Here is a 22,789-nt window from a genome sequence, read left to right on the forward strand (position 1 = left end):
TCTAACATCTAACTTCTGTCTTCAGTCCTCTGAATCTACTTTACTTAAAATTCCGAAAAACCACGCAACGATTCGAGTTAGTTCCCTTTTCGTTATTGGAAACATTCCAGCAGTTCGCAAGCTTCGTGAACTTCTGATCATTAATGTACGTGTTTTCCCAAACTAAGCCAGTACCTTCGGAGCAACGGATAACATATTCATCCAAATTGAAGACCGTCTTACCTTTTCGAACTTCACCTACTTCCAGTACTAAAACTCCTCCGGGCTTTAGTACTCTAGATAATTCCTTAAGGGTTTCTTGAATGAATTCGCACCAACCTGCAAGAGTTCCGAAAATACTCGGCTTCTGCGCCTTTTCCAATATGATATCGAGGAACCAATACCGAAGCCAATTATCCTCTTCGTAGTTCACCTTGTCTAGAAAAGGAGGAGAGGTTACGACTAAATCGGTCCCCGAATCAGGAAGACTAGAAAGGTCCAGTGATGAATGATTCGTATAAAGATTTCTGGAAGAAAATTCGTGGAAAAACGGAGGAAGATTCTCTTTTAGATCTCTCCTTAATTTTTGCAGAATTCTAGGTTTCACTTCCCGGTATTCCGGTCGAATTCCTTTTTTTTCGTTGTTTCTCTTTTGAGCAAGAGGCGGAATCGAGATTTGAGGAAAGCTATAGACCGAAAAAAATCCGGTGCTATGTCCGTGCAACCTCGATAAGGCCGTCAATCCCAAGTATTTAATTTCGGGAGAATCATCGGCCAGAAGAATTTTACGAAGATTTTTCAATTCTCGTAGGGTATCTTTATGATAAAAATGTAATAGATTGGAATCGCATTCCTCTTCGGGAACTTTAGCGCTTAAATCCAACTGGGAAAGTCTTCGCTCCAAGTCGAAGACGGAAGGAATCGTCTGCCTGGATTTTGCCAGAACCAAGGACATCGGACTGATATCGTTATGTATTGCGGAATGACCTTCTAAATTTGCCTGAAGGGCCGTCGTTCCTCTCCCGCCGAACGGATCGAATACCACTCCTTTTTTAGAACCTAAATATTTTCCGATAAAGAAGGACGGTAATTCGGGTTTAAAAGAGGCACGATAGCTGACTACGTAATGAATCGGATGGGCCTGCCTTTGCTTAGCCGTCCAAAATTCTCCGCTCAGAATTTTCCGTTCTTTCTTTCGTAACGCTATGCTCATTCCTGTCCGCCTTCTTTTACTTTCTCTATTCGGAATGTAAGAAGGTTTTCCTCGGAGCTTTTCCTCGAAAGATTCCGGGACATAAAATTGAAAGGTAGGAAGTTCCCTTTACTGCTTGTCTACGTCGACTACAGGAAAAATTCTGCAAATAAGATACGTAAACGTTTCCTACACGGAAACTCGGAAAAATTTTTCAGAGAACGTAACATGATTCCAGCGACCGAAGTAAAAGCCTATTACGAGGAATTTCTTTCCGAGAAAAAAACGAATCGTTGGTGGGAACTAGCTGGATATTATATCGGCTACGGATCCTACCTCGTTTGTTTTTGGATCGTCTTCGGCTTAAAGAGGGAAAATCCGTTATTCTCTAGCTTGTTTTTCTTCGGCTTGTTCACTCGATTTGCAAGCTTAATGATCGGCCAAGTTTTTTTGGTGCCGAAAGTTTTTCTTCGATTGCTCTCCCTCGAAAAAGAGGAAAGCGATCTTGCGTGGCTAACGATCCTGAATTATAAGGATGAAATCGTCGGAAGATTGGCTCGTAATGTTTATGGTTGGAATGATCCAAGCGATTTATTCGAAATGGATAGGGACGCACTTTCTAGATTCGTAAAGGAAAAGACTTCGACGGACTGGAGAAAGATAGGTAGAAACTTTCTACTACTTTATTTTCCCTCTCTTCTTTTCACATTATACCTCACGTATATAGCGTGGCTTGAATGAAAGGAGTCGTTTTTTTTATCCTTACGGCCTTCTTCCTCCTGCTGTCTTGCGGAAATAGAAAGGAAATACCTCTTCCCGAAGAAAAACTGGCGGAAGTCCCCGGAAGAAAAACCTGCCTAATTTTTTCGGAGTTGGAAACTGAAGAAACGCTTCTAGTCAATCCTAGCTATTGCAAAGGGAGCGTTCCACCTCTGCACCTCTTCCATCCCATGATCGCACTGGCTGCGCTGGAATCCGGCTCGCTCAAGGAGCCCGATGCGCCTTATAAATGGGACAAAACGAAATATCCGTACATTCGTTGGCAAAAGGATCAAAATTTAAGAACGGCGCTCGCTTCTTCTACGGTTTGGTATTTTCAAAAATTGTTAACCGAAACTACCGGAATCAAGGCGCAAAACTGGTTGGTAGGCGCGGATCTACCTAGACCATCAAATCTCGAAAATGGCCGAGCATTCTGGATGGATGGGGACTACACTTTAAACGGAGAAGAGTTATTCTTTTTTCTAAAGAAACTTGTTACCCGAAAATTATCCGTAAGGGAAAAGAACTCGTCCATCGTCCTTTCCGGATTAGAAAGAACGCCTGGAGAAGTCAGTAATTCTACCGGAATCCATAGATTGGCGGGAAATTGGGGGAATGCGGATAAATTTTACTCGGATTCCGGATCCGCATATAGCGGGGGACGAAGTATCTCCCTATTTTGGTTCTATTGGAAGTTTCCGGATAAATCGGTTTTATTTCTTTCCCGAATCGAGAGCGAATCCGAGACCTTATCGCCATTGGAAGCGGCTCGGTATGGAACCGAATTTTTAAGAGCGAACGGCATTTGGGAAAAATTTCTTTCTCGTTAGCACCGCCTTCTAGACATTCGCTTTCTTTTTCAAAATCCTATCTCCTCGAAAAGATTCTACTTTTCTTCGAAAACGCTCGGTTTGAAAATGGAACCGATCTATTTCGTTCGAAGAAAATTTTTCTAGGCTAACGGATCGCCGATTCTTAATGAAACGTAACGCATTTTACTATATTCTTCTTATAATTCTCTTCTTCTTAGTTTTTCTAGTCATATTAAATTTCGGTGAAAAGTTAGAAGCGGAAATTCCCGCTCCGATCGTTTCCCGAAATTCGACCGGCGGATCCGTCGTATTGCTCGATCGGTCGACGATCGCAATCTCGAATACGGTCGACAAGTTGACCAAAGGTTTGAAAGAGCCTCTCGCGATTCTTCTGTTTCAAATCGGTCTCGTATTGGTCGCGACAAGAATATTCGGAAAACTTGCCGTCTCGATCGGACAACCCTCGGTGATCGGAGAAATTCTGGCCGGTATTTTATTAGGTCCTTCCTTATTCGGAGCCCTATTTCCGGACGCTTACTCGTTCGTATTCCCGAAAGCTTCATTAGGTATTTTGCAATTACTAAGCCAAATCGGTTTGGTTTTCTTTATGTTTATTGTAGGCATGGAGTTGGATTTAAAGATTCTAAGGAACCAGGCCGACTCGGCGATCTTAATTTCACACGCAAGCATACTACTACCCTTCTTATTAGGCGGAATGTTAGCGCTTTCCTTTTACGGAAGATTAGCGCCGGAAGGAATTAGCTTCCTTTCCTTTTCGCTTTTTATGGGAATCGGGATGAGTATCACCGCCTTTCCTGTTCTGGCGAGAATCGTACAGGAAAAGGGACTTACTAAAACAAAATTAGGAGGACTAGCGTTAACCTGCGCCGCCTCCGACGATCTGACAGCCTGGTGCCTACTCGCTTGCGTAATCGCTCTCGTTCAAGCTGGCGGACTCTTACCCGGCTTAATGACTATTCTTTTGGCGCTGATTTACATTCTTTTTATGTGGAAGTTGGTTCTTCCTTGGATGCGGAGAGCGGGCAATATATTTACAAATAGAGAGGCTTTTACCAAGACTGCGGTTGCTTTTTTCCTACTATTTCCGATCGGATCCGCTTGGATAACCGAATCGATCGGTATCCATGCGTTATTCGGCGCGTTTCTCGCCGGAGTAGTCATGCCTGATCGACCGAAACTGAGAACACTCTTAGCCGAAAAAGTCGAGGACGTCAGTACTGCGATTTTCCTTCCCCTATTTTTCGCATTAACCGGCATACGCACTCAGATCGGATTATTAAACGAAGGAAACCTATGGTGGGACTTTGCATGGGTATTAGCCGTTGCGATTCTTGGGAAATTCGCAGGCAGTGCGATCGCCGCAAGATTATCCGGTAAAACTTGGAAGGATTCGCTATCCCTGGGCGCGCTGATGAACACTCGAGGACTAATGGAACTCATAGTTCTGAACATCGGATACGATCTTGGCATCCTCTCTTCTCAAGTGTTTTCGATGATGGTTCTCATGGCCCTCGTAACCACCTTTATGACCGGCCCTTCCTTAAACCTGATTGAAAGAATATTCGCATCCCCGCGAAAGGATCCGAAAGGAGGAGGAATTCTAGTCGCATTCGCTCTCCATTCGCGAGGAATCGACCTGCTTCGATTAGCCAATGGGTTATTTCCGGCCGGTAACAAAGCTAAGGAAGTCACGGCCTTACACATGAGTCCTGACTCGTCCATTTCCCGAAAGGTAGCGCAACGATACGAAAAAACCAGCTTTGAGCCCCTGCATAAACTTTCGAAAGAATTAGGCCTGAAACTTAAAACTTTGTACAAGCCCTCCGATAACGTCACGAAAGACATTCTGAAGACAATTCAATCAGGAAATTATAATATATTTCTAACTGGCGGAGCTAGATCTTTATTCAGCGACGACGTCTTAGGAGGGAAAATTCGCACGTTACTTTCCGAATCCAACGGTAATGCGGGAATTTTAGTGGCCGAAAAACTAGGAAATCTCGATCGTATAACAGTGGCGATGTATTCCGAAGCCGATTCAAAGCTATTGACTTTTGCATGCAGATTGGCGAAGAACCTCGGGTCCAAGGTTTCCGTTTGGGATCCCAGAGGAGCAGTTCAAAGATTAACCCAAAAAGACAGAAATCTAATTAAGAAGGAAATGATTCCGATTTTGAGGGAATCCGATCCGGTCGTTTTGGGAGAAGCAGATTTGATTCTTTGTAATTTGGAGACATGGGAAGAAGAACCCGAACTTCGCAATTGGGAACTTTCCGAAGGTTCAGGTTTATTCCTGATCCGTTTTTCCAAAGAAATCGAATTTCTTTAGAAATTTGCAGGCTGATCTTCCGCTTTTAAATAATACCCTACTCCCGGTTCGGTAATTAATATTTCCGGTTTACTCGGATCTGTTTCGATTTTTTTCCGAATCTGATTCACATAGACGCGCAAATAACCGGCCTCCGAGATTTGATTCGGACCCCAGAGTTCCTTAAGAATTTGCGTCTGAGTGATAATTTTACCCGGATACGTAGCGAGCAATTTGAGGAAAGAATACTCCGTCGGAGTCAAGCGAACATCCTTTCCGGATTTCGTTACTCGTCTCGTTCCAAAATCCAATTCTAGATTTCCTATCTTCACTTTAACGTCCGTTTTTTCGGGTGAAGAATGACGAAGAAGCACGCGAATCCTAGCTAAAAATTCGCCCACTCCGAAAGGCTTGGTCAGATAATCGTCGGCCCCGGCATCTAACAAATGAATCTTATCTTTTTCGGAATCTTTAACGCTTAGTACTAGAACGGGAACCTTGGCGCCGGATTCCCGTATTTGAATGAGAAATTCCTCGCCGCCTCTCTCCGGCAAACCTAAATCTAAAACGACTACGTCGGGTCGGACCATATAAAATTTAGCTAATGCATCTTCTACAGAAACGGCTTCCTCTAATTTATATCCTTCCGGTTCGCAGGCCATTCTTAATAATCTGCGAATTTGAACTTCGTCATCGATGACTAAAATGACCGGACTACCCAATGTCTTCCTCCAAGGGCGGGAAAGTCATAACTGGAATCCGGATCAGGAATCGAGCCCCGCCTTCCGCTCGATTCTCCGCCCAAATACGACCGCCTTGCGCCTCGACCAAACCCTTACAAATGGAAAGACCTAGTCCCGTTCCGTGAGCATACGAAGAAACTTTAGTGAATTTATCGAAAATCCGTTCTTCCTCGCCTTTTGGAATGCCAGGTCCTTTATCCTCTACGACTAAGAGAAGATGGTCCCTCGGAACGCTAGCGCGCACGGTTACCGGAGTTCCTTCAGGCGTGTGCAGAAACGCGTTCTGAATGAGATGAATTAATACCTGTTGCATGATTCGATTGTCTAATCGAACCAAAGGCATGTTTTGATCCACTTCCGACGTTAAACGATGAGATCCTCTTTCCGATTCTTCTTCTGCTACGGCGCCTAATACCAGATCGGCGGGATCCTCCCATTGCAGATCTAGTTTCAACCTACCCGATTCCAAACGAGTCATATCTAATAGATTATTTACCAGTCTTTCCAATTTCCGATAAGCGCTACGCACTTCGGCTAACAGGGAAATCTCCTTTTCCGCCGACCGATCTACGGTCCCATCCAGAAGATCTAGAGAAGCGCGAATAATAGTTAAAGGAGTTCTAAATTCATGGCTAACCGAATTAAATAACGCCGAGTGAAGTCTTTCGGATTCTTCTACCATTCTCGCGTTTTCGCGTAGACCAAGAAGCTGAATCCTTTCCACGGCCAAGGCGATTTGGTTTAGCATAGAGTGCAGCAATGCATCCACTCCCGGCTCTAAGGGCTCTCTACCTTCGCGATCCAATCCGAGCACTCCGAAACATCCTCCCGGAGAAAGTAGCGGAAGATATAATCCTCGAGAAAGGGGAACGGTGTCGGTTGAATTGCCCGAAGGTTTCCTATTTTGATAAGACCAGGAAGCTAACGCGAATTCCCTTGCTTCGGGGACGAAAGTACTTTTCGGATGAGCGGTTCTTTCCAAGCGTCCGTCCTTATCGGTAATTACAATAAAGATAGGGCAATTGAACGTCTTAGACAGTAGCTCTACGGATGCGTTCACAATTCCATCCGCAGTATGCGTCCGTGAAAGAGCGATTGATAACTCGTAGAGAGACGAAATCGCTTCTTCCCCGTGCTTTAACGCATCCTCCCGCGATCTCAAACGAGTCGTAAACACGCCTAAGACCATAGCGAGAACGAAATACATCACAAACATCATCCAGTCTTCAAGCTTTCCTATAAAGAAAGTGAATCGAGGAGGAATGAACAGAAAATTCCATAGTAATGCTGAGAGAGCTGCCGTAATCAGCACCGGGCCCCTACCGGCAAACAAAGAGATCAGCATTACAAAAAACAGATAAACCAATCCTATCGACCAGTAACCTATTATATGCAACATCAAAAGATTGACGGATGTAACACCCAAAAGCGAAAGAAATGATAAGAAGTATTGTATCGGACCCGACTTTCCTATCCACCAAAGGGGCCTGAAATTTTTATAATTTCCTTCCCCGCCAGGAACGACCACTAATTGAAAATTCGCCGACTCGGATGTAAGTCGTTCTAGTAAAGTTCCCCCTTCTAAAAATCGCCAGAATCGATTTCTGGTAGTCCTTCCGATTATGACGTGCGTGGCCTTCGTTCGGTCTACGGCTCTTAAAATTCCTTGAACCAAATCTTTTTCAGGAAGACTTAAAATTTCCGCACCAAGCTCGCGAGCCAATTGCAAATGAGAATGAAGCTGCTTTCTGTCTTCGGGCGTTAAACTTCTGTCATCTTCGATGTAAACCGTAACCCAAGTACATTTCAAAAGAAATGCCATTCTTTTTGCGTGTCGAATCAATTCTCCCGAAGCGGGCGACGAACTGATTGCGACCAGAATTTTTTCCGATAGCTTAGAATCCCGGGTCGGCTCTAGACGGGCCAACTCTCGATCGACAAGCTTGGAAGTATAGCTTAAAGAAAGCTCGCGTAACGCGGTCAAATTAGGAATTCTAAAAAAAGAAAGTAAAGCGCCCGGAACTTTTTCGGACGGATAAATTTTTCCCTCTTTCAATCGCTTGACTAGGTCTTCCGGAACTAGATCCACAAGTTCCACCTCGTCCGCGACCTCTAGAATCGAATCGGGAACCCGTTCCGCGACGGGCGCTCCGGAAAGTTCCTCGACAATATTGGCCCTGCTTTCCAAATGTTGGACATTCAAAGTGGAATACACATCGATACCGTTATCCAGGATTTCTAGAACGTCTTGGTATCGCTTCGGATGTCGCGAACCAGGAACATTCGTATGAGCTAATTCATCGACTAACACTAAATCCGGCTTTCGTTCTAAGACAGCATCTAGATCCATTTCTTCCAATTCGACGTTTTTATACTTGGATTTTTTCCTCGGAATAGTTTCCAGATCGGTAGATTGGGCTTCCGTTTCTGCTCGCTTATGAGTTTCCAAATATCCGATGACTATGTCGCGACCTTCGGACTTTGCCTTTTGAGCATCGCGAAGCATCTCGAACGTTTTACCGACGCCCGCAGCCATTCCGAAAAAAATTTTAAGCTTCCCTCTAGATGAAGTTTTACCTTCTATTCTAGAGAGAAGCTCGTCCGGATCCGGTCTTTTTTCCTCAGGATATGCCATTCAGTAATGATTAATCCGTCGAGGGTTTCGCTTTCGATAACGCGGAACCTTCGACATAATTCTCCAAAGACAAATTCAGTTTCAAGACGTTGATTTTTTCTTCACCGAAAATTCCCCATTGCGGATATTCCGTCGAGTTTTTAATCAACAGCTTCACATGCTGGGTTTGCTCTTCGTTGAATCCTCTCGCTTTTACGACAAGAGGGAGTTGATATTCGACTGCAGCAGGACTTAAATGCGGATCTAAGCCGCTACCCGAAGCAAAAACCAACTCGGAAGGAACTTTGGCGTCGCCTCCCCTCGACAGCCAATAGTTTTTTCGTTCTTCCACTTGTTTACGAAGCGCTTCGCTCGTAAAACCTAGGTTACTGGCGGATCCGGATTCAGGGTTATAGCCTCCTGCAGAGGGTCTCGCCTGGAAAAATTTCGGGGATTCGAATTTTTGAGAAAGTAATTCCGAGCCGACTACTTTTCCTTTTCTCATGATCAGCGATCCTTGACTTTCTTTCGAGAAAGAAAGCTTTCCGATTCCGTAAATTAAGAAAGGATAAATCAATCCGCAAAGGATCGTCCAAAATATAAACTGAGAGAAGACTCTTCTCATACAAACCAACCTTGAACATAATTCAACACTACGTCGATGAGTTTAATTCCGAAGAACGGAAGTATAATTCCACCGAAACCGTAAATGAAAACGTTTCGAGCAAGAACCGTATCGGCACCTAACGGACGATATTCCACGCCTCGCAAAGCGAGCGGAACCAAAAACACAAGTATGAGTGCGTTGAAGATCACCGCGCTCAAAACGGCGGACATCGGACTTCCCAAACCTAAGAAGTTCAAAACGCCAAGTCCTCCTTTTCCTGCAACAGGATACAGACTCGCAAAGATGGCCGGCAGGATTACGAAGTATTTGGATACGTCGTTTGCGACGCTGAAAGTGGTGAGAGATCCTCGCGTCATCAGGAGTTGCTTCCCGATTTCGACGATCTCGATCAATTTCGTCGGATTACTGTCCAGGTCGATCATGTTTCCGGCTTCTCTAGCGGTTTGTGTTCCGGTATTCATCGCGACGCCGACGTCCGCCTGAGCCAGCGCAGGAGCGTCGTTCGTTCCGTCTCCGATCATCGCGACTAGTTTTCCGGAAGCCTGCTCCTCGCGAATTCGTTTCAGTTTACTTTCAGGAGTCGCTTCCGCGATAAAATCGTCCACTCCAGCTTCTGCAGCGATTGCGGCGGCAGTCAGAGGATTGTCTCCAGTAATCATGACCGTTCTGATTCCCATGGTTCTCAGTCGGGCAAAGCGTTCTCGAATTCCGCCTTTAACAACGTCCTTTAAATGAACTACCCCTAGAATTTCGCGTCCTTCCGATACGACGAGAGGAGTCGCGCCCTCTTTTGCGATATCTTCTACGATACGGACGATTTCATCCGGGAATTCGCCTCCAAGACCGATTACATAATTGCGGATCGCATCGGCGGATCCTTTTCTAATATTGGGTCGAACCTTTCCATCCGTACTATTCTTAAAGTCGACACCGCTCATCTTTGTTTTGGCGGTAAAGGGAACAAAATCCCCTCCCAGCTCGGCGAGGTTTCTTCCTCGAATTGCAAACTTCTCCTTGGCTAAGACGACGATAGATCTACCTTCCGGCGTTTCATCCGAAAGAGAAGCCAACTGCGCCGCATTAGCTAAACGTTCCTCACCTACCCCAGGACCGGGAAGAAATCGAGTCGCCATTCTATTTCCGAAGGTTATCGTTCCGGTTTTGTCTAGAAGAAGGACGTCGATATCACCTGCCGCTTCTATAGCTCGACCCGATTTCGCGATAACGTTTCTTCGAATCAGGCGATCCATACCGCTGATTCCGATCGCGGATAAAAGTCCGCCGATCGTAGTGGGAATTAAGCAGACAAGAAAGCCGACTAACGCAGGTAAAGAGTTGGATAAACCTGCCTCTCCACCTCCTTCTCTTACGCTGTATTGAACGATTGGAACTATGGTCGCCACGGCCAATAAGAATACCAGAGAAAGAGCAGCGAGCAAAATCGAAAGCGCAATTTCGTTCGGAGTCTTTTGACGAGCGGCACCTTCTACAAGTGCGATCATTTTATCGATGAACGTCTTTCCTGGGTCAGTCGTAATTTCAATGACGATCCTGTCGCTAAGTACCTTAGTTCCGGCGGTGACTGCGGATCGATCTCCTCCGGATTCCCGTATTACTGGGGCGGATTCTCCGGTGATCGCAGATTCGTCAACCGATGCGATTCCTTCCACGACTTCTCCGTCACCCGGAATGGTTTCACCGGCCTCGCAGATAACTCGATCGCCTGTCCTAAGAGTCGAGGCGGGGACACGAGACTCAACGTTTCCAACAAGTCGTCTAGCCTGCGTTTCCCTTCTAGTTTTACGTAAAGATTCGGCTCTCGCTTTCCCTCTACCTTCGGCCAACGCCTCTGCAAAGTTAGCGAATAGAACGGTAGCCCAAAGCCAAATTGAAATTTGAATCGCAAAACCTCTTTCATTCGAGGAAATGAAAAGTTCGCTCGTGGTTAGGATCGCTCCAAGATAAACCATGAACATAACCGGGTTTTTCCACTGGGTTCTTGGATCCAATTTGATAAACGAATCGCCGATTGCCCTGAAAAGTAGGGCCGAGTCACCGAAAAAAGAAGTATTCTTTTTAGTAGTCATAGATTAAAAAGTCCTCCCCGTTCCTTGCAGCAGAAATTCCACTCCAGGACCGAGAACTAACACTGGTAGGAACGTTAAGGCTCCCACTAAAGCAATTACTGATACCAGCAAAAGCACGAATAACGCACCGTCGGTCGAGAAGGTGCCTTCTCCTGCCGGAGCTTTTTTCTTACTCATTAACGCGCCAGCTAGTCCGATTGCCGGCCATATCACGGCGAATCTTCCGAGAAGCATGCAAAAGGATAACGCAAAATTATAGAATTGCGTATTAGCATTCAATCCCGCGAATGCAGAACCGTTATTACCTGCGGCGGAAGCGAAAGCATATAATATTTCCGTTAAACCGTGCGGCCCTTGGTTTGCTCGGGAAGAAAGTCCGAACTCATACGAGGAAGCAAGTGCCGTAAATAGCAAGATGCTGACTCCCGGAGCTAAGGCCCCAAAAAGAGCATATTTTACCTCTCGCGATTCTATTTTCTTTCCGAAATATTCCGGAGTTCTACCTACCATCAATCCGGCAAGAAAGACGGTCAAAATCACGTAGAACAACATCCCTGCCAGCCCGACTCCAACGCCTCCGAAGACGATTTCTCCTAATAGAATATTCCATACGGCGGAGCCTCCGCTTAACGGAGAGAAACTATCGTGCATCGAGTTGACCGAACCGTTGGAAGCAGCAGTCGTTGCCATTTCCCAAAGTACACTTTGTGCAATCCCGAAACGGATTTCCTTTCCTTCCCAATTAGGCCAAAAGCCTTGGGATGAATGAAAGATTTCCGACCAGAAAGAAACAATCATACTTCCTGCAAACAGCAATAGCATCGCTATAAATAGAGAGACACCTGCTTTCCAAGATTTAGCCCATTTTCCGAAAGCGAAAGGAAGAGAGGCCGGAATTAAAAGGATCAATAAAGATTCTAACCAATTGGAAAACGGTGTGGGGTTCTCGAATGGATGCGCAGAATTCACTCCGAAAAAACCACCTCCGTTCGTTCCCAATTGCTTGATCGCGATCTGAGATGCGGCGGGTCCGAGAGGGATTCGCGAATCAACTCCTTCTAACGAAGTCGATCCTACATACGCCGAGAAATCCATCACAACACCTTGTGCAACGAATGCGATCGCGAACAGAATCGAAAGAGGAAGAAGAATATACAGAGTGGATCTCGTCAAATCTACGAAGAAATTACCGATACCAACCGGAGAAGCTCCTAAAATACCCCTTGCCATCGCAGCTAGAACGGCAATTCCAACAGCAGCGCTCACGAAGTTTTGAACTCCTAATAAGAGCATTTGGCTTCCGTAAGAAAGGCTCGCTTCACCGGAATAAGCCTGCCAATTTGTATTCGTAACAAAGCTTACACTCGTATTCCAGGCGAGATCCCAATTCAAGCCGGGCTTCCCCTCGGGATTCCAAGGAAGGAATTCCTGAAATCTTAATCCTAATGTCACTAACACAAGAGCCAAGATACTAAGGCCCAATATTTCCAAAGCATAAACTTTGGGAGAAGTGGATTTGCCAGGATCGACGCCGGTCACTTTATATATAAGATTCTCGAAAGCGACAACCGGTTTCAGGAATTTAGGAAATTCTCCATCCAAGACTTTGGCGATGAATAAACCTAACCACGGTGAAACCAAAAAAAGGACCGCAAAGTAAAGAAAGTAAAAAACCGAATCATTTCCATTCATAATACTTACCTAAAACCTTTCTGGCCTAACGATTGCGTATGTCAGATAGATGACTAAACTGAATACGACTACAATTAAAAACGGATAGGACAAGGAAGCCTCCTAATCACGCATCATCCGAATATTGGAGGATCAATGCATGTGCCAAGAACGTAGCTGTTTTTTATCGTCTCGTCAATGAGGAGTAAAGTGTAAAAGATTGAAGAAAGCGTTAATTTCTCGTTAAGATTTTGTGTTCGCAATTCGGAAACGACGAGTAAGGGCAGGCGGACACTTCAAGAAAAATTGATAAAAAGCACCTTTTTAACGGAGCGCTTTACCAAATTGGAAGAAAGAAAACTTTTCTTACGCAAACTAAAACTGCAGGAGCTCACACTGAAAACCGCGAGATAAAAATCCTTGCAAAATGTAAAGAAATTTGCTAATGAGGCGGGAAGCCACCGACCGGCCCCCGCCCAGGAAGGGCGGGGCTTTACCGAAAATTCAGAGCGAGAAGCTTCGGACAGATCGTCCTCGATTGATTAGGATAAGAAATCTGTTGGAACTCCTACATGAATTCCCCAATGAAAAATGTTTGCCCATTCTCAATTTTTGTGAAATAAGGAACTCCGCCGCTTCGCTCCGGCCCCCGCCCAGGAAGGGCGGGGCTTTACCGAAAATTCAGAGCGAGAAGCTTCGGACAAATCGTCCTCGATCGATTAGGATAAGAAATCCGTTGGAGCTCCTACATGAATTCCCCAATGAAAAATGTTTGCCCATTCTCAATTTTTGTGAAATAAGGAACTCCGCCGCTTCGCTCCGGCCCCCGCCCAGGAAGGGCGGGGCTAACCTCATTCACGTAATGGAACCGCCGCAGGAAGAACCGCTACCCGCAGTACAACCGAAACAATGCTGGTCGAGTCGAATGCAACGATCAATTAAAGTTTCTTGGTTGAAGTCGGAAATCTTTTGAACGGGGCCTTCCACTTTCAGATCCAACATTTGATTAAAATCGCAATCGTAAAGACTTCCGTCCCAGCCTACGCTCAAAGTATTTCTACACATTACTCCGGAGGCGGCAACTGGATTGTACGAAGTGATAAGTTTTTCCAGATAGTCCTCGAGATTCCCGCTTTCCAATAAATACTCCAAATATCGACTGATCGGCATATTGGTGATCGTAAATAAAAAATTGAATTCGATTCCGAATTGGGTACTTAATTCTTTCTTAAAGTCTCCCTCGAGAGTGGATTGACCTCCCGGCAAAAAAGCACCTGCCGGATTGTACACCAAATTTAAAATCAAACCTGAATTTGGTCGTCCATATCCGACCGCATTCAGTCGTTGCAGCGCCTCTATGGATTTGTCGAAGACTCCTTCCCCTCTTTGTGCATCCGTCCTTCGTTTCTGAAAATAAGGAAGACTCGAAACAACTTCTACGGAGTGCTTTGCAAAAAAATCCGGAAGATCCTTATACTTGTCTCCCGCAAGCAGGATGGTTAGATTGGAGCGAACCATCGTTTTTTTTCCGAGTTTTACGGCCTCCTCTACCAACCACCGAAAATTCGGATTCATCTCGGGGGCTCCTCCGGTGATATCCAAAACAGAAATATCCGACGATGCAAGTACATCCAAGCATTCCCGCATAGTCTCTTTGGACATGACTTCCTTTCGATCAGGCCCCGCGTCGACATGACAATGCTTACAAGTTTGATTGCAGAGTTTTCCGACGTTAATTTGTAAAATATCGGTTCCGATCGGTTTTAAGGGGAATAAACCGCTCTCGGAAAGTTTCTGATGAAATAAGGGAAAAGATCGTCGTTCTGATATTTCCGAAAGAATTTTGAGTTGTTCCTGCGAGGAAGCGAGATCGCTTCCTCTTGCTAGTAAGGATTTCATAAAAAATCAGATGCTAAGTTCTTTCACTTTATTTAATGCTTGAACGCTATGAACCAAAGTAGCTCCGCCTCGAATCGCTGCGCCGACATGAATCGCTTCCCAAATTTGCTCTTCCGTAACTCCTTTTTCAAGCGTATCGGTAGTGTATGCGTCAATACAATATGGACATTGAACGACATGCGCTACTGCAAGAGCTATCAGGGATTTTTCCTTAGCGCTTAACGCTCCGTCGGCGAACACCGCTCCGTAATAATCGAAGAACTTCTTAGCTAGGTCGGGTTCAAATTCTCCGATGTTTCCGAATTTCTTTAAGTCTTCAGGTTTATAGTAGGTATTCTCTTGCGCCATTGCCGGCTCCTTGTTCTTGTATTTCGAGGAAAGATAAAATATTTAGTAATAGAGCTTAACCGAAGGAACGGGAATGGATACGAAAAAAAGAATACCGTTAAAAGTTGGACTGCTTTTATCGGGAAACCTCCCGTTTCGAAAAGAAAAATTCCCTGCTTCGTGAAAATATTCCCGATGGTTAATTTTTCGAAGCAAACGTCAGATTGTTACATTTTTCGCAAACTTCTTGTGGAATTACTCCCCACTTCATCAAATAGCCGAAAACGAAACAACCTGCGCAGAATCCGACGAAGCTCTCTAAACTTGCAAAAAGGACGAGAATTCCGAGCACAATCTGAAAGGCTTGGATTTGCCCGAAAAGTAAAAGAACTAAAGCAGTCCCGCTAAAGATTACGCCCACAAATTGAGCAAAGCGTTTCGGAGGTCCCGGAACGTTCTTGGCGGCAAAACCCATAAGAGGTACGAAAACGTGAATCGCCAATCTAGCAAAGAATGAAAACCTCGGTCCATACAGAACGCGAGCCAAAAATCCGTAGGTTAATGCAACCGCCAACCAAACGGACTCAGTCCAAATCGTTGCTGTGGCAAGCAGCACGACTAAGCAGGCAACCGTCCTAGCGGCTACCTCATTGACTGTATCCGGAAAATTTCCGATTTGAATCATGATACGAATCCTCCCACAAAAAGCCCTTTTTCAAGATTTTAGTATTGGCTTTCTTGACTCAAGAAAAAATTCGCTATATTGAACAAAATGACCAATTTAACAAATGCGCAATTTTTTAGGCCGGGAATGCGACGCTTGCTGCTTTCTTTCCTCCTATTTGTTTGGGCGCTTCCTCTATCCTACTTTACTCTCTATCACTCCCGAAGCGACTTTTGGCACTTAATTTTCCTTTTTGTCCTTAGCATTTTGTCATATTATATTTTTATTGTATATTCAAGAATTACGGCCATCGGGGAATCTCTCGGTATTACTGCCGGAATTTTGCTCAGATTATTTTTGGTATTTCTTCCGCCGATCCTATCCGAAGACGTATACCGTTTTTTATGGGATGGATTTTTAGATATCCATCTACTGTCTCCCTACGCAAGCTTGCCGCAGGAATTGAAAGTTTCGCATTTATCCTCCGCCGAATCGGCACTCGGGGCGGAACTAGTAGAACGAATGAATTCCTCCCGATTTTATTCGGTTTATCCTCCTATCCTTCAGCTATTCTTTTCGGCTTCCGCTTGGAGTATGAAGGAGTTCCAATCGATATGGGTCGGAGTCGTCGTCTGGAAGGGAATACTGTTTTGTTTTGAGTTGGGGGCGCTTCGCCTCTTTTTCATCCTCCGAAAGGAGGGAGAAAATACGAATTTTCTAAAATATTGGCTGCACCCTTTAGTGGTATTGGAAGGCGCTGGCAGCGGTCATCCGGAACCTATACTGATATTCTTCCTCCTTTTTGCAATATTGGCCTGGAAAAGAAATAAGGGGATCGAAGCCGGCCTAGCTTACATTGCCGCAGTCTTTACCAAAGTGATTCCCTTACTTTTGTTACCGTTGATTCTACTACGAATCCGGAAGGATGAGAAACATTCGGAACGAATGATTTTCGTATTAATCTTACTGATTCCCGTTTTACTTATATCCGCCTGGGGAATGCATTCGATAAGTCTGACTGAAACAATCCAAAAACAATGGAAGAACGGAATCGGAGTCTATTTTAAACTCTTTGAATATCATGGAGGTTTATATTATCTTTGGAAATATATCTTAAGTTTTTCCTGGTATCCGTACGCCGCCGGCCTACATCTTGCAGTTCTTGGTTCGGCTGCAATCCTTGCATATTCCTTTCACCGATCTAGGCAGTCTGCCGATCCGGAATTTATTGCGAAGACATGGGTTTCTCTTCTTGGAATTTATTATCTGTTTTCCACTACGGTTCACCCTTGGTACATCCTTCCTTTGCTAGCGGGCGCTGTTTTTACAAAGGAAATTTGGCCCCAGGTCGCCTCGGCAGTTTGGATTCTGTCCTATTCGACCTATAGACAAACTCCGTATGCTGACGACCCTATTTTTATGATTTTAGAATATGCTCCGGTCCTTATCGTATTCTTCTGGGAAAAACGGAAACTCATTGACCTTAAAAAGGTTAGGATATAAATACAAATTCGCTCCGCAGCTAAAAGGAAATATGATCGATGGCACCCAAAATTTTCGATACCTTCTCGGATACTCTAGAATCGGAAATCCTACAGAGCGAAAGAATCAGAAGTAAAATCTTATTACTGGTTTTTCTTACGACGATGACGATTTGGATATCCCTTGCGATTTTCGTTCGGGAGAAATTCAACGAGAGCATCGGCCTATCCTTCCCGTTCGAGGTCGTGATAGGGATTCTTTTTTTCGGAAATATTTACGAGCTCGTAGTATTAAAGCTGTTGAATTACTGGGCAAAGCGAGGTAAACCCCTCCCGCTCTTTCCCCGCTTCGGAAACGCATTTGTTGAAACTTCTCTTCCGGCGGCGATCCTATTCATATTAGTGAACGGTTCCGAATCGCCGATCATAGTTCTGAATTCGCCTCTTTCCAATCTGTTTTTCACGTTTATCCTTCTCTCCGTCCTCCGAATGGAATTCGGATTATCGTTGTTCACCGGACTCGTCGCGGGAATAGAATTTCTCGTTATAGGCTGGATTTATAATCCGACTGCACCGTTTGAAAACGATTTCGATTACGCTTTCTTCTATTCTAAAATTCCGATCATAATGCGTTCCATAATCTTCATCGTATCCGGAATTATAGCGGGCCTGGTCGGAATTCGACTACGAAACACATTACGGAATTCTTATAAACTTTTGGAAGAAAGAAATCAGATCGTAGGAATGTTCGGGCAATACGTTTCACCGTCGGTGGTGGATCGATTGATGAGCCAAAAAGCGGAAGGGATCTCCGAAAGTCGCGAAGTCTGCGTAATGTTTCTGGATATCAGAAACTTTACGAAATTTTCCGAGAAAAAAAGCCCCACAGAAGTGATTACGTATTTAAATACCCTCTTCGAGGATATGATCGATATCGTGAATAAGAATAATGGAATCATTAATAAGTTTTTAGGTGACGGCTTCATGGCTGTTTTTGGAGCTCCCTTATCCGACCCGGGTAAGGATGTTCAAAACGCGGTGAAAGCTTCTTTGGAAATTATCGAAAAGGTATCCGAGTTGAATCTCGCTCAAAGAATTCCTGAAACGAAAATCGGAATCGGTCTGCATTCCGGCGAAGCAATGACCGGAAATGTCGGCTCCTCCCAACGGAAAGAATACACAATAATCGGAGATACGGTGAATCTCGCCTCCCGAGTAGAACAACTGAATAAAGATTATGGAACTGAACTTCTACTAACCGATTCCGTGTACGAGCAAATAAAACATTATATGCAGGCGGAAAGTTTGCCCCCCGTCAAAGTAAAAGGACGGGACGAAGAGGTGCTGATCTATCGGCTAACGTAACCGATATCGGGCAAAACCTGCTCTTCCGTTTTCCAGAATGACTCCGAGCCCGGCTAACAAACGCAGAATTTAGAGTTTCTAATGCAAACCCCTAAAATACATTACGACACATTTTTAGCGGAGAAATACTCCTGGATGCTCGGAGATCTTGAACAAAGAGAAAGAGAAGAAGAGGAACGATTTCGCAATTGGGGGATATCGCCGAAAACTAACGGGTTGGCATGGGATCTAGGCGCCGGAAATGGAATTCAATCCTTCCCTCTTGCCAAACTCGGATTCAACGTAATTGCGATTGATTTTAGTTCGGATCTACTTTTGCAGCTCGAACAGAGAAATCTCGGACTCCCCATAAAAACGAAACCTGCCGACTTTACGAGCCCAAGCCTGTATGTCGGGGAGAGTCCGGAACTTCTACTTTGTATGGGAGACACTCTGACTCATCTCGAATCCTTGGAACAGGTACAAATGGTTATTTCTCTTTGGTCTTATTTTTTAAAATCGGGAGCACAGGTTATCTTAGGCTATAGAGATCTTAGCTACGGAAAACCGGGAGAAAAAACGGGTTTTCCTGTTCGTGCCGAAAAAGATCGAATTTTCTCCTGCATGCTTTCCTTTGAGGAAAAGAAAGTGCTGGTGACCGATCTTTTTCATCAATGGGACGGACAACAATGGAATTTCAGCAATAGCTCTTACTATAAATTGATCCTGCCCTTGGATCAATTATCGCGTATGTTGACTCGGTCGGGCTTTTCTCTTCGAAAGCGATATGATGAGAAAGGGATGAAGATCCTCCTTTTATTCAAAAACTAATGAACCGTTCATTCGCTCTTGGGTTCTTTTTATGAAAAACCTATCGACAGTGATTCACAAAATTTGAAGCTGTTCGTATTCTTTCCCGGAACCGATTATGATCGAAAAATTAATACGATTTTCCATCAAGAACCGAATTCTAATTATAGTCTTAACCGGAATTATTACGGCAATCGGCTTATTTAATGCCTATCACCTCTCGATAGATGCGATCCCGGATATCACTAACGTCCAAGTTTCGGTTGTAACTCAATCTCCGGGCTTATCACCCATAGAAGTAGAACAGTTCATCACCTATCCGATTGAAATGGAACTGACAGGAGTCCCGAACGTAACGGAAATTCGTTCTATTTCTCGAACCGGAGTCAGCAGCGTTACCGCAATCTTTAAAGATGGAACGGATATTTATCTAGCGAGACAACTCATTAATGAACGACTCCGAGCCGTGGAAAATGTCATCCCGAAAGGATATGGATCCCCCGAACTCTCTCCCATCGCCACTGGATTAGGCGACATTTACGAGTTCGTTTTAACGAGCGATCGTCATACTCCGGAAGAACTCAGAACTTATATGGACTGGGAACTTGCCCGGGAAATTAAGTCAGTCGAAGGAATTATCGACGTAAATATCATCGGCGGGAATGCGAAGCAGTACCAAATCAAAATTGATCCTCATAGACTTGCAGTTCATAATATCACCCTCTCTCAGCTTTGTGAAAAATTAGAATCAGCCAATCAGAATACCGGAGGCGGGTATATATCCAAAGGGGCTGAACAGATTGTTATCCGAGGTGAAAGCCAGTTTAAAACCGTAGAGGAAATCCGCAATGTCGCCGTAAAGACCGAGAGAGATGGAGTTCCCCTCCTACTAGGTCAAATCGCAGATGTGGAAACCGGACGTGCCTTGCGCTTCGGTTTGATTACGAAGGACGGTAAAGGAGAAGTTGTCGGTGCAACGGCAATGATGCTCATGGGCCAAAACTCTCTGGAGGTCGTAAAGAGAGTCAAAGAAAGAATCGAACAGCTAAAAACCAGGCTTCCGTCCGGGATGCAAATAGTCACCTTTTACGATCGATCCGAATTTATCGGTAGAACCCTCGGAACGATTTTCACCAACCTAGCCGAAGCCGGAGTCTTGGTTATCCTCATATTGATCGTAGCGATGGGAACCGTTAAAGGTGCTCTACTGGTCAGCTTGGCTATTCCGATCCCGATGTTAGCTGCTACGATCTTTATGAGAATGTTCGGAATCGTAGGAAACTTGATGTCCTTGGGCGCCTTGGATTTCGGTCTTCTCGTAGACGGTGCGATCGTAATGCTCGAATCCATACTCCATGGATTCATTTTCCGAAAAGCGTTTTATGAATTACAAAACACTCAGGCAGATCAGGATCTCGCTGCCGAGGAAATTATAACGGAAGCCTGCGTAAGGGTAGCAAGAGCTGCCACATTCTCGGTGGCGATTATTCTACTCGTATATCTCCCTCTAATGACCTTGGAAGGTGTGGAAGGAAGAATGTTTCAGCCGATGGCGATCACTGTCGCGATCTCCTTAGCCACTGCTCTTGTATTCACATTAACTACATTTCCGGCTGCAGCGAGCATTATCTTTCGGAAACCCGTGTTTCATCATAGCAAATATTGGGACAAAATCACCGGTCAATATCTCGAACTTTTGGATTTCGGAATGAAAAACAAAAGTTTATTTCTTCGTGCAGGCGTGGGAATATTTGTCCTTTCCTTAATTTTGGGCTCTACCCTTGGCTCGGAATTCTTACCTAGAATCGACGAAGGCGAATTCGCGATCGATATTAAACGACTTCCTTCCACATCGTTGAACTACTCCCGGGAAACAAACACGGAACTCGAGAAAGTGATCGGAAAGTTTCCGGAAGTATTAGGCGTAGTCTCAAGAATGGGAAGAGGTGAATCCGCGGCGGAACCCGTCGGAACCGAAGAGGGAGAAGCGATGGTAAAACTTCGTCCCGCTAGCGAATGGACTAGCGCATCTTCTCGCGAGGAGTTGATGGATAAAATGAAAGACGCGATCCTAGACTCCGTTCCTTCCAGTACGATCGCACTTTCCCAGCCTATCGAAAATAGGGTAAATGCGTTGTTGTCCGGATCCAAAGCGGACGTCGTCGTTAAAATTTACGGTGACGATTTGCAGGTGCTAAAAGATACCGCGACCAAATTTGCCGAGAAAATTAAAAAAGTTCCGGGCGCCGCGGATCTCAGAGTTCAACGGGTTTTAGGACTTCCGTTAATCGAAATCAAAGCGGATCGGCAAAAAATGGCGAGGTACGGGGTCGAAGCGGAAGAAATACTTACCACTGTGGAGGCCTTAAGAATAGGACGAACTGCAGGAAGGGTTTTTGAAGGCTTCAAACGTTTTGACCTGGTCGTTCGCCTCCAACTTGACGTATCCGATTTAAGCGAAGTGGAAAATATCCCTGTCATGACCTCCGGAGGAATCACGATCCCTCTCGGGCAAGTAGCGACCATACAATTCGAAGAAGGGCCTGCCGCCATTTATAGAGAAGCGTTGAAACGTCGTATCATGGTGGAAGCTAACGTTCGCGGAAGGGATTTAGTGGGTTTCGTAAACGAAGCCCAGAAAGCGACGACAGAACTCGAGCAAACTTTACCGGACGGGTATAGAACGGATTGGGGCGGGCAGTTTGAAAACTTTACTCGAGCCAAATATCGGCTTTTATTCGTCGTTCCGGTAGCGCTCGCAATTATTTTTTTCATGCTCATGGCCGCTTTCGGTAACGTCTACTATGCGTTAGGTGTCTTTATCGTGGTTCCTTTGGCGATTTCCGGGGGAATCATCGGCTTGGTAGTAAGAGGGCTCCCATTTAGTATTCCAGCCGGTGTCGGTTTTATAGCAGTGAGCGGTATCGCAGTGTTAAATGGAGTCGTATATGCTTCAACGTTACGCGAAGAATTGGCAAAAGGACTACGCATTTCGGTCGCTGTAATCACAGCAGGAGTCAACTCGCTCAGACCCGTAATGACTACTGAAATAATCGCTGCCGTCGGTTTTCTACCGATGGCTATATCCACTATGGCAGGAGCCGAAGTCCAAAGGCCTTTAGCGACGGTAGTAATTTTCGGAATTATCGTCGCTACGGTACTTTCTCGAGTATTGCTTCCTATCGTAATGGAGTATCTGTTAAATATTTATCAACACCAAGAAGAGCGGAAAGCCTTGGATAAAAAGAGATTGGAAGCAGAGTTTCAAAAGACTCATAATAAAAATCACGTTTCAATTCCGGTCGAACCCGATTCTTGGGGAAATCATTCTGAAATAGACGATTCCGACGATGAGGAACAGTCGCCCAAAAAGACGAAGAAATCTTCCAAAACAAAGAATAAATGAGTATAAACCTGTAAAATTGACAGCATTCGGGTAAAAACCGC

General features: G+C 44.9%; 17 protein-coding genes. 7 read left to right on the forward strand and 10 right to left on the reverse strand.

Translation table 11 applies throughout. The features are described from left to right. Positions 1-40 precede the first annotated feature (40 nt). Positions 41-1,192, reverse strand: coding sequence for a DNA methyltransferase (locus LEP1GSC050_RS05500; protein WP_010570246.1), 1,152 nt, complete (start codon positions 1,190-1,192; stop codon positions 41-43). A 207-nt stretch (positions 1,193-1,399) separates the two neighbouring features. On the opposite strand from LEP1GSC050_RS05500, the gene LEP1GSC050_RS05505 reads away from it, so the two are divergent. From LEP1GSC050_RS05505 to LEP1GSC050_RS05515, 3 genes are all read left to right on the forward strand, one after another. After that, the gene (locus tag LEP1GSC050_RS05505) at positions 1,400-1,912 is read left to right on the forward strand and encodes a hypothetical protein (protein WP_040911430.1); all 513 of its coding nucleotides are present in this window, start codon (positions 1,400-1,402) and stop codon (positions 1,910-1,912) included. Then, positions 1,909-2,763, forward strand: coding sequence for a penicillin-binding transpeptidase domain-containing protein (locus tag LEP1GSC050_RS05510; protein WP_010570248.1), 855 nt, complete (start codon positions 1,909-1,911; stop codon positions 2,761-2,763). Before LEP1GSC050_RS05505 ends, LEP1GSC050_RS05510 begins: the two co-directional genes overlap by 4 nt. A gap of 148 nt (positions 2,764-2,911) precedes the next feature. Then, positions 2,912-5,095 carry a cation:proton antiporter gene (locus LEP1GSC050_RS05515; protein WP_010570249.1) on the forward strand — a complete coding sequence of 728 codons (2,184 nt, stop codon included), beginning with the start codon at positions 2,912-2,914 and terminating at the stop codon, positions 5,093-5,095. On the opposite strand, the gene LEP1GSC050_RS05520 is transcribed toward LEP1GSC050_RS05515, so the two are convergent. The 9 genes from LEP1GSC050_RS05520 to LEP1GSC050_RS05555 form a co-directional block, all read right to left on the reverse strand. Beyond that, complete coding sequence (locus LEP1GSC050_RS05520; protein WP_010570250.1) at positions 5,092-5,796, reverse strand: response regulator; 705 nt, start codon at positions 5,794-5,796, stop codon at positions 5,092-5,094. The genes LEP1GSC050_RS05515 and LEP1GSC050_RS05520 overlap by 4 nt on opposite strands. Next, positions 5,789-8,452, reverse strand: a complete 2,664-nt coding sequence (locus tag LEP1GSC050_RS05525) for a sensor histidine kinase (protein ID WP_010570251.1) — start codon at positions 8,450-8,452, stop codon at positions 5,789-5,791. The genes LEP1GSC050_RS05520 and LEP1GSC050_RS05525 overlap by 8 nt, the downstream gene beginning before the upstream one ends. A 10-nt stretch (positions 8,453-8,462) precedes the next feature. After that, positions 8,463-9,056 (reverse strand): potassium-transporting ATPase subunit KdpC, encoded by a 594-nt coding sequence (kdpC, locus tag LEP1GSC050_RS05530; RefSeq protein ID WP_010570252.1) that lies wholly within the window; start codon positions 9,054-9,056, stop codon positions 8,463-8,465. Continuing rightward, entirely contained in the window at positions 9,053-11,146 is a 2,094-nt protein-coding gene (gene kdpB / locus LEP1GSC050_RS05535) for a potassium-transporting ATPase subunit KdpB (protein WP_010570253.1), read from the reverse strand. Before kdpB ends, kdpC begins: the two co-directional genes overlap by 4 nt. Before the next feature lie 3 nt (positions 11,147-11,149). Further along, entirely contained in the window at positions 11,150-12,838 is a 1,689-nt protein-coding gene (gene kdpA / locus LEP1GSC050_RS05540; RefSeq protein ID WP_010570254.1) for a potassium-transporting ATPase subunit KdpA, read from the reverse strand. Between the two features lie 9 nt (positions 12,839-12,847). Next, positions 12,848-12,931 (reverse strand): K(+)-transporting ATPase subunit F, encoded by an 84-nt coding sequence (kdpF, locus tag LEP1GSC050_RS21295; protein WP_020987725.1) that lies wholly within the window; start codon positions 12,929-12,931, stop codon positions 12,848-12,850. Positions 12,932-13,672: 741 nt separating this feature from the next. Then, the gene (arsS, locus tag LEP1GSC050_RS05545) at positions 13,673-14,716 is read right to left on the reverse strand and encodes an arsenosugar biosynthesis radical SAM (seleno)protein ArsS (RefSeq protein WP_010570255.1); all 1,044 of its coding nucleotides are present in this window, start codon (positions 14,714-14,716) and stop codon (positions 13,673-13,675) included. A gap of 6 nt (positions 14,717-14,722) precedes the next feature. Continuing rightward, complete coding sequence (locus LEP1GSC050_RS05550) at positions 14,723-15,064, reverse strand: arsenosugar biosynthesis-associated peroxidase-like protein (RefSeq protein ID WP_010570256.1); 342 nt, start codon at positions 15,062-15,064, stop codon at positions 14,723-14,725. Positions 15,065-15,242: 178 nt separating this feature from the next. Then, complete coding sequence (locus tag LEP1GSC050_RS05555) at positions 15,243-15,728, reverse strand: DUF4395 domain-containing protein (RefSeq protein ID WP_010570257.1); 486 nt, start codon at positions 15,726-15,728, stop codon at positions 15,243-15,245. Positions 15,729-16,049: 321 nt separating this feature from the next. Here LEP1GSC050_RS05555 and LEP1GSC050_RS05560 point away from each other — a divergent pair, with 321 nt between their 5' ends. The 4 genes from LEP1GSC050_RS05560 (at position 16,050) to LEP1GSC050_RS05575 (ending at position 22,748) form a co-directional block, all read left to right on the forward strand. Continuing rightward, the gene (locus LEP1GSC050_RS05560; RefSeq protein WP_232225661.1) at positions 16,050-17,210 is read left to right on the forward strand and encodes a glycosyltransferase 87 family protein; all 1,161 of its coding nucleotides are present in this window, start codon (positions 16,050-16,052) and stop codon (positions 17,208-17,210) included. A gap of 38 nt (positions 17,211-17,248) precedes the next feature. Then, positions 17,249-18,553 (forward strand): adenylate/guanylate cyclase domain-containing protein, encoded by a 1,305-nt coding sequence (locus LEP1GSC050_RS05565; RefSeq protein WP_010570259.1) that lies wholly within the window; start codon positions 17,249-17,251, stop codon positions 18,551-18,553. A gap of 81 nt (positions 18,554-18,634) precedes the next feature. After that, entirely contained in the window at positions 18,635-19,363 is a 729-nt protein-coding gene (locus LEP1GSC050_RS05570) for a class I SAM-dependent methyltransferase (RefSeq protein ID WP_020987204.1), read from the forward strand. Positions 19,364-19,460: 97 nt separating this feature from the next. Next, entirely contained in the window at positions 19,461-22,748 is a 3,288-nt protein-coding gene (locus tag LEP1GSC050_RS05575; RefSeq protein ID WP_010570261.1) for an efflux RND transporter permease subunit, read from the forward strand. Positions 22,749-22,789 lie beyond the last annotated feature (41 nt).

Origin of the sequence: Leptospira broomii serovar Hurstbridge str. 5399, from assembly GCF_000243715.2 — a bacterium.
GTDB classification, from domain to species: domain Bacteria; phylum Spirochaetota; class Leptospiria; order Leptospirales; family Leptospiraceae; genus Leptospira_B; species Leptospira_B broomii.

Excerpts from the sequence above, each read along its gene's own strand:
- LEP1GSC050_RS05500 (WP_010570246.1), bottom strand. The coding sequence starts at position 1,192 with ATGAGCATAGCGTTACGAAAGAAAGAACGGAAAATTCTGAGCGGAGAA.
- LEP1GSC050_RS05505 (WP_040911430.1), top strand. The coding sequence starts at position 1,400 with ATGATTCCAGCGACCGAAGTAAAAGCCTATTACGAGGAATTTCTTTCC.
- LEP1GSC050_RS05510 (WP_010570248.1), top strand. The coding sequence starts at position 1,909 with ATGAAAGGAGTCGTTTTTTTTATCCTTACGGCCTTCTTCCTCCTGCTG.
- LEP1GSC050_RS05515 (WP_010570249.1), top strand. The coding sequence starts at position 2,912 with ATGAAACGTAACGCATTTTACTATATTCTTCTTATAATTCTCTTCTTC.
- LEP1GSC050_RS05525 (WP_010570251.1), bottom strand. The coding sequence starts at position 8,452 with ATGGCATATCCTGAGGAAAAAAGACCGGATCCGGACGAGCTTCTCTCT.
- kdpC (WP_010570252.1), bottom strand. The coding sequence starts at position 9,056 with ATGAGAAGAGTCTTCTCTCAGTTTATATTTTGGACGATCCTTTGCGGA.
- kdpB (WP_010570253.1), bottom strand. The coding sequence starts at position 11,146 with ATGACTACTAAAAAGAATACTTCTTTTTTCGGTGACTCGGCCCTACTT.
- kdpA (WP_010570254.1), bottom strand. The coding sequence starts at position 12,838 with ATGAATGGAAATGATTCGGTTTTTTACTTTCTTTACTTTGCGGTCCTT.
- arsS (WP_010570255.1), bottom strand. The coding sequence starts at position 14,716 with ATGAAATCCTTACTAGCAAGAGGAAGCGATCTCGCTTCCTCGCAGGAA.
- LEP1GSC050_RS05550 (WP_010570256.1), bottom strand. The coding sequence starts at position 15,064 with ATGGCGCAAGAGAATACCTACTATAAACCTGAAGACTTAAAGAAATTC.
- LEP1GSC050_RS05555 (WP_010570257.1), bottom strand. The coding sequence starts at position 15,728 with ATGATTCAAATCGGAAATTTTCCGGATACAGTCAATGAGGTAGCCGCT.
- LEP1GSC050_RS05565 (WP_010570259.1), top strand. The coding sequence starts at position 17,249 with ATGGCACCCAAAATTTTCGATACCTTCTCGGATACTCTAGAATCGGAA.
- LEP1GSC050_RS05570 (WP_020987204.1), top strand. The coding sequence starts at position 18,635 with ATGCAAACCCCTAAAATACATTACGACACATTTTTAGCGGAGAAATAC.
- LEP1GSC050_RS05575 (WP_010570261.1), top strand. The coding sequence starts at position 19,461 with ATGATCGAAAAATTAATACGATTTTCCATCAAGAACCGAATTCTAATT.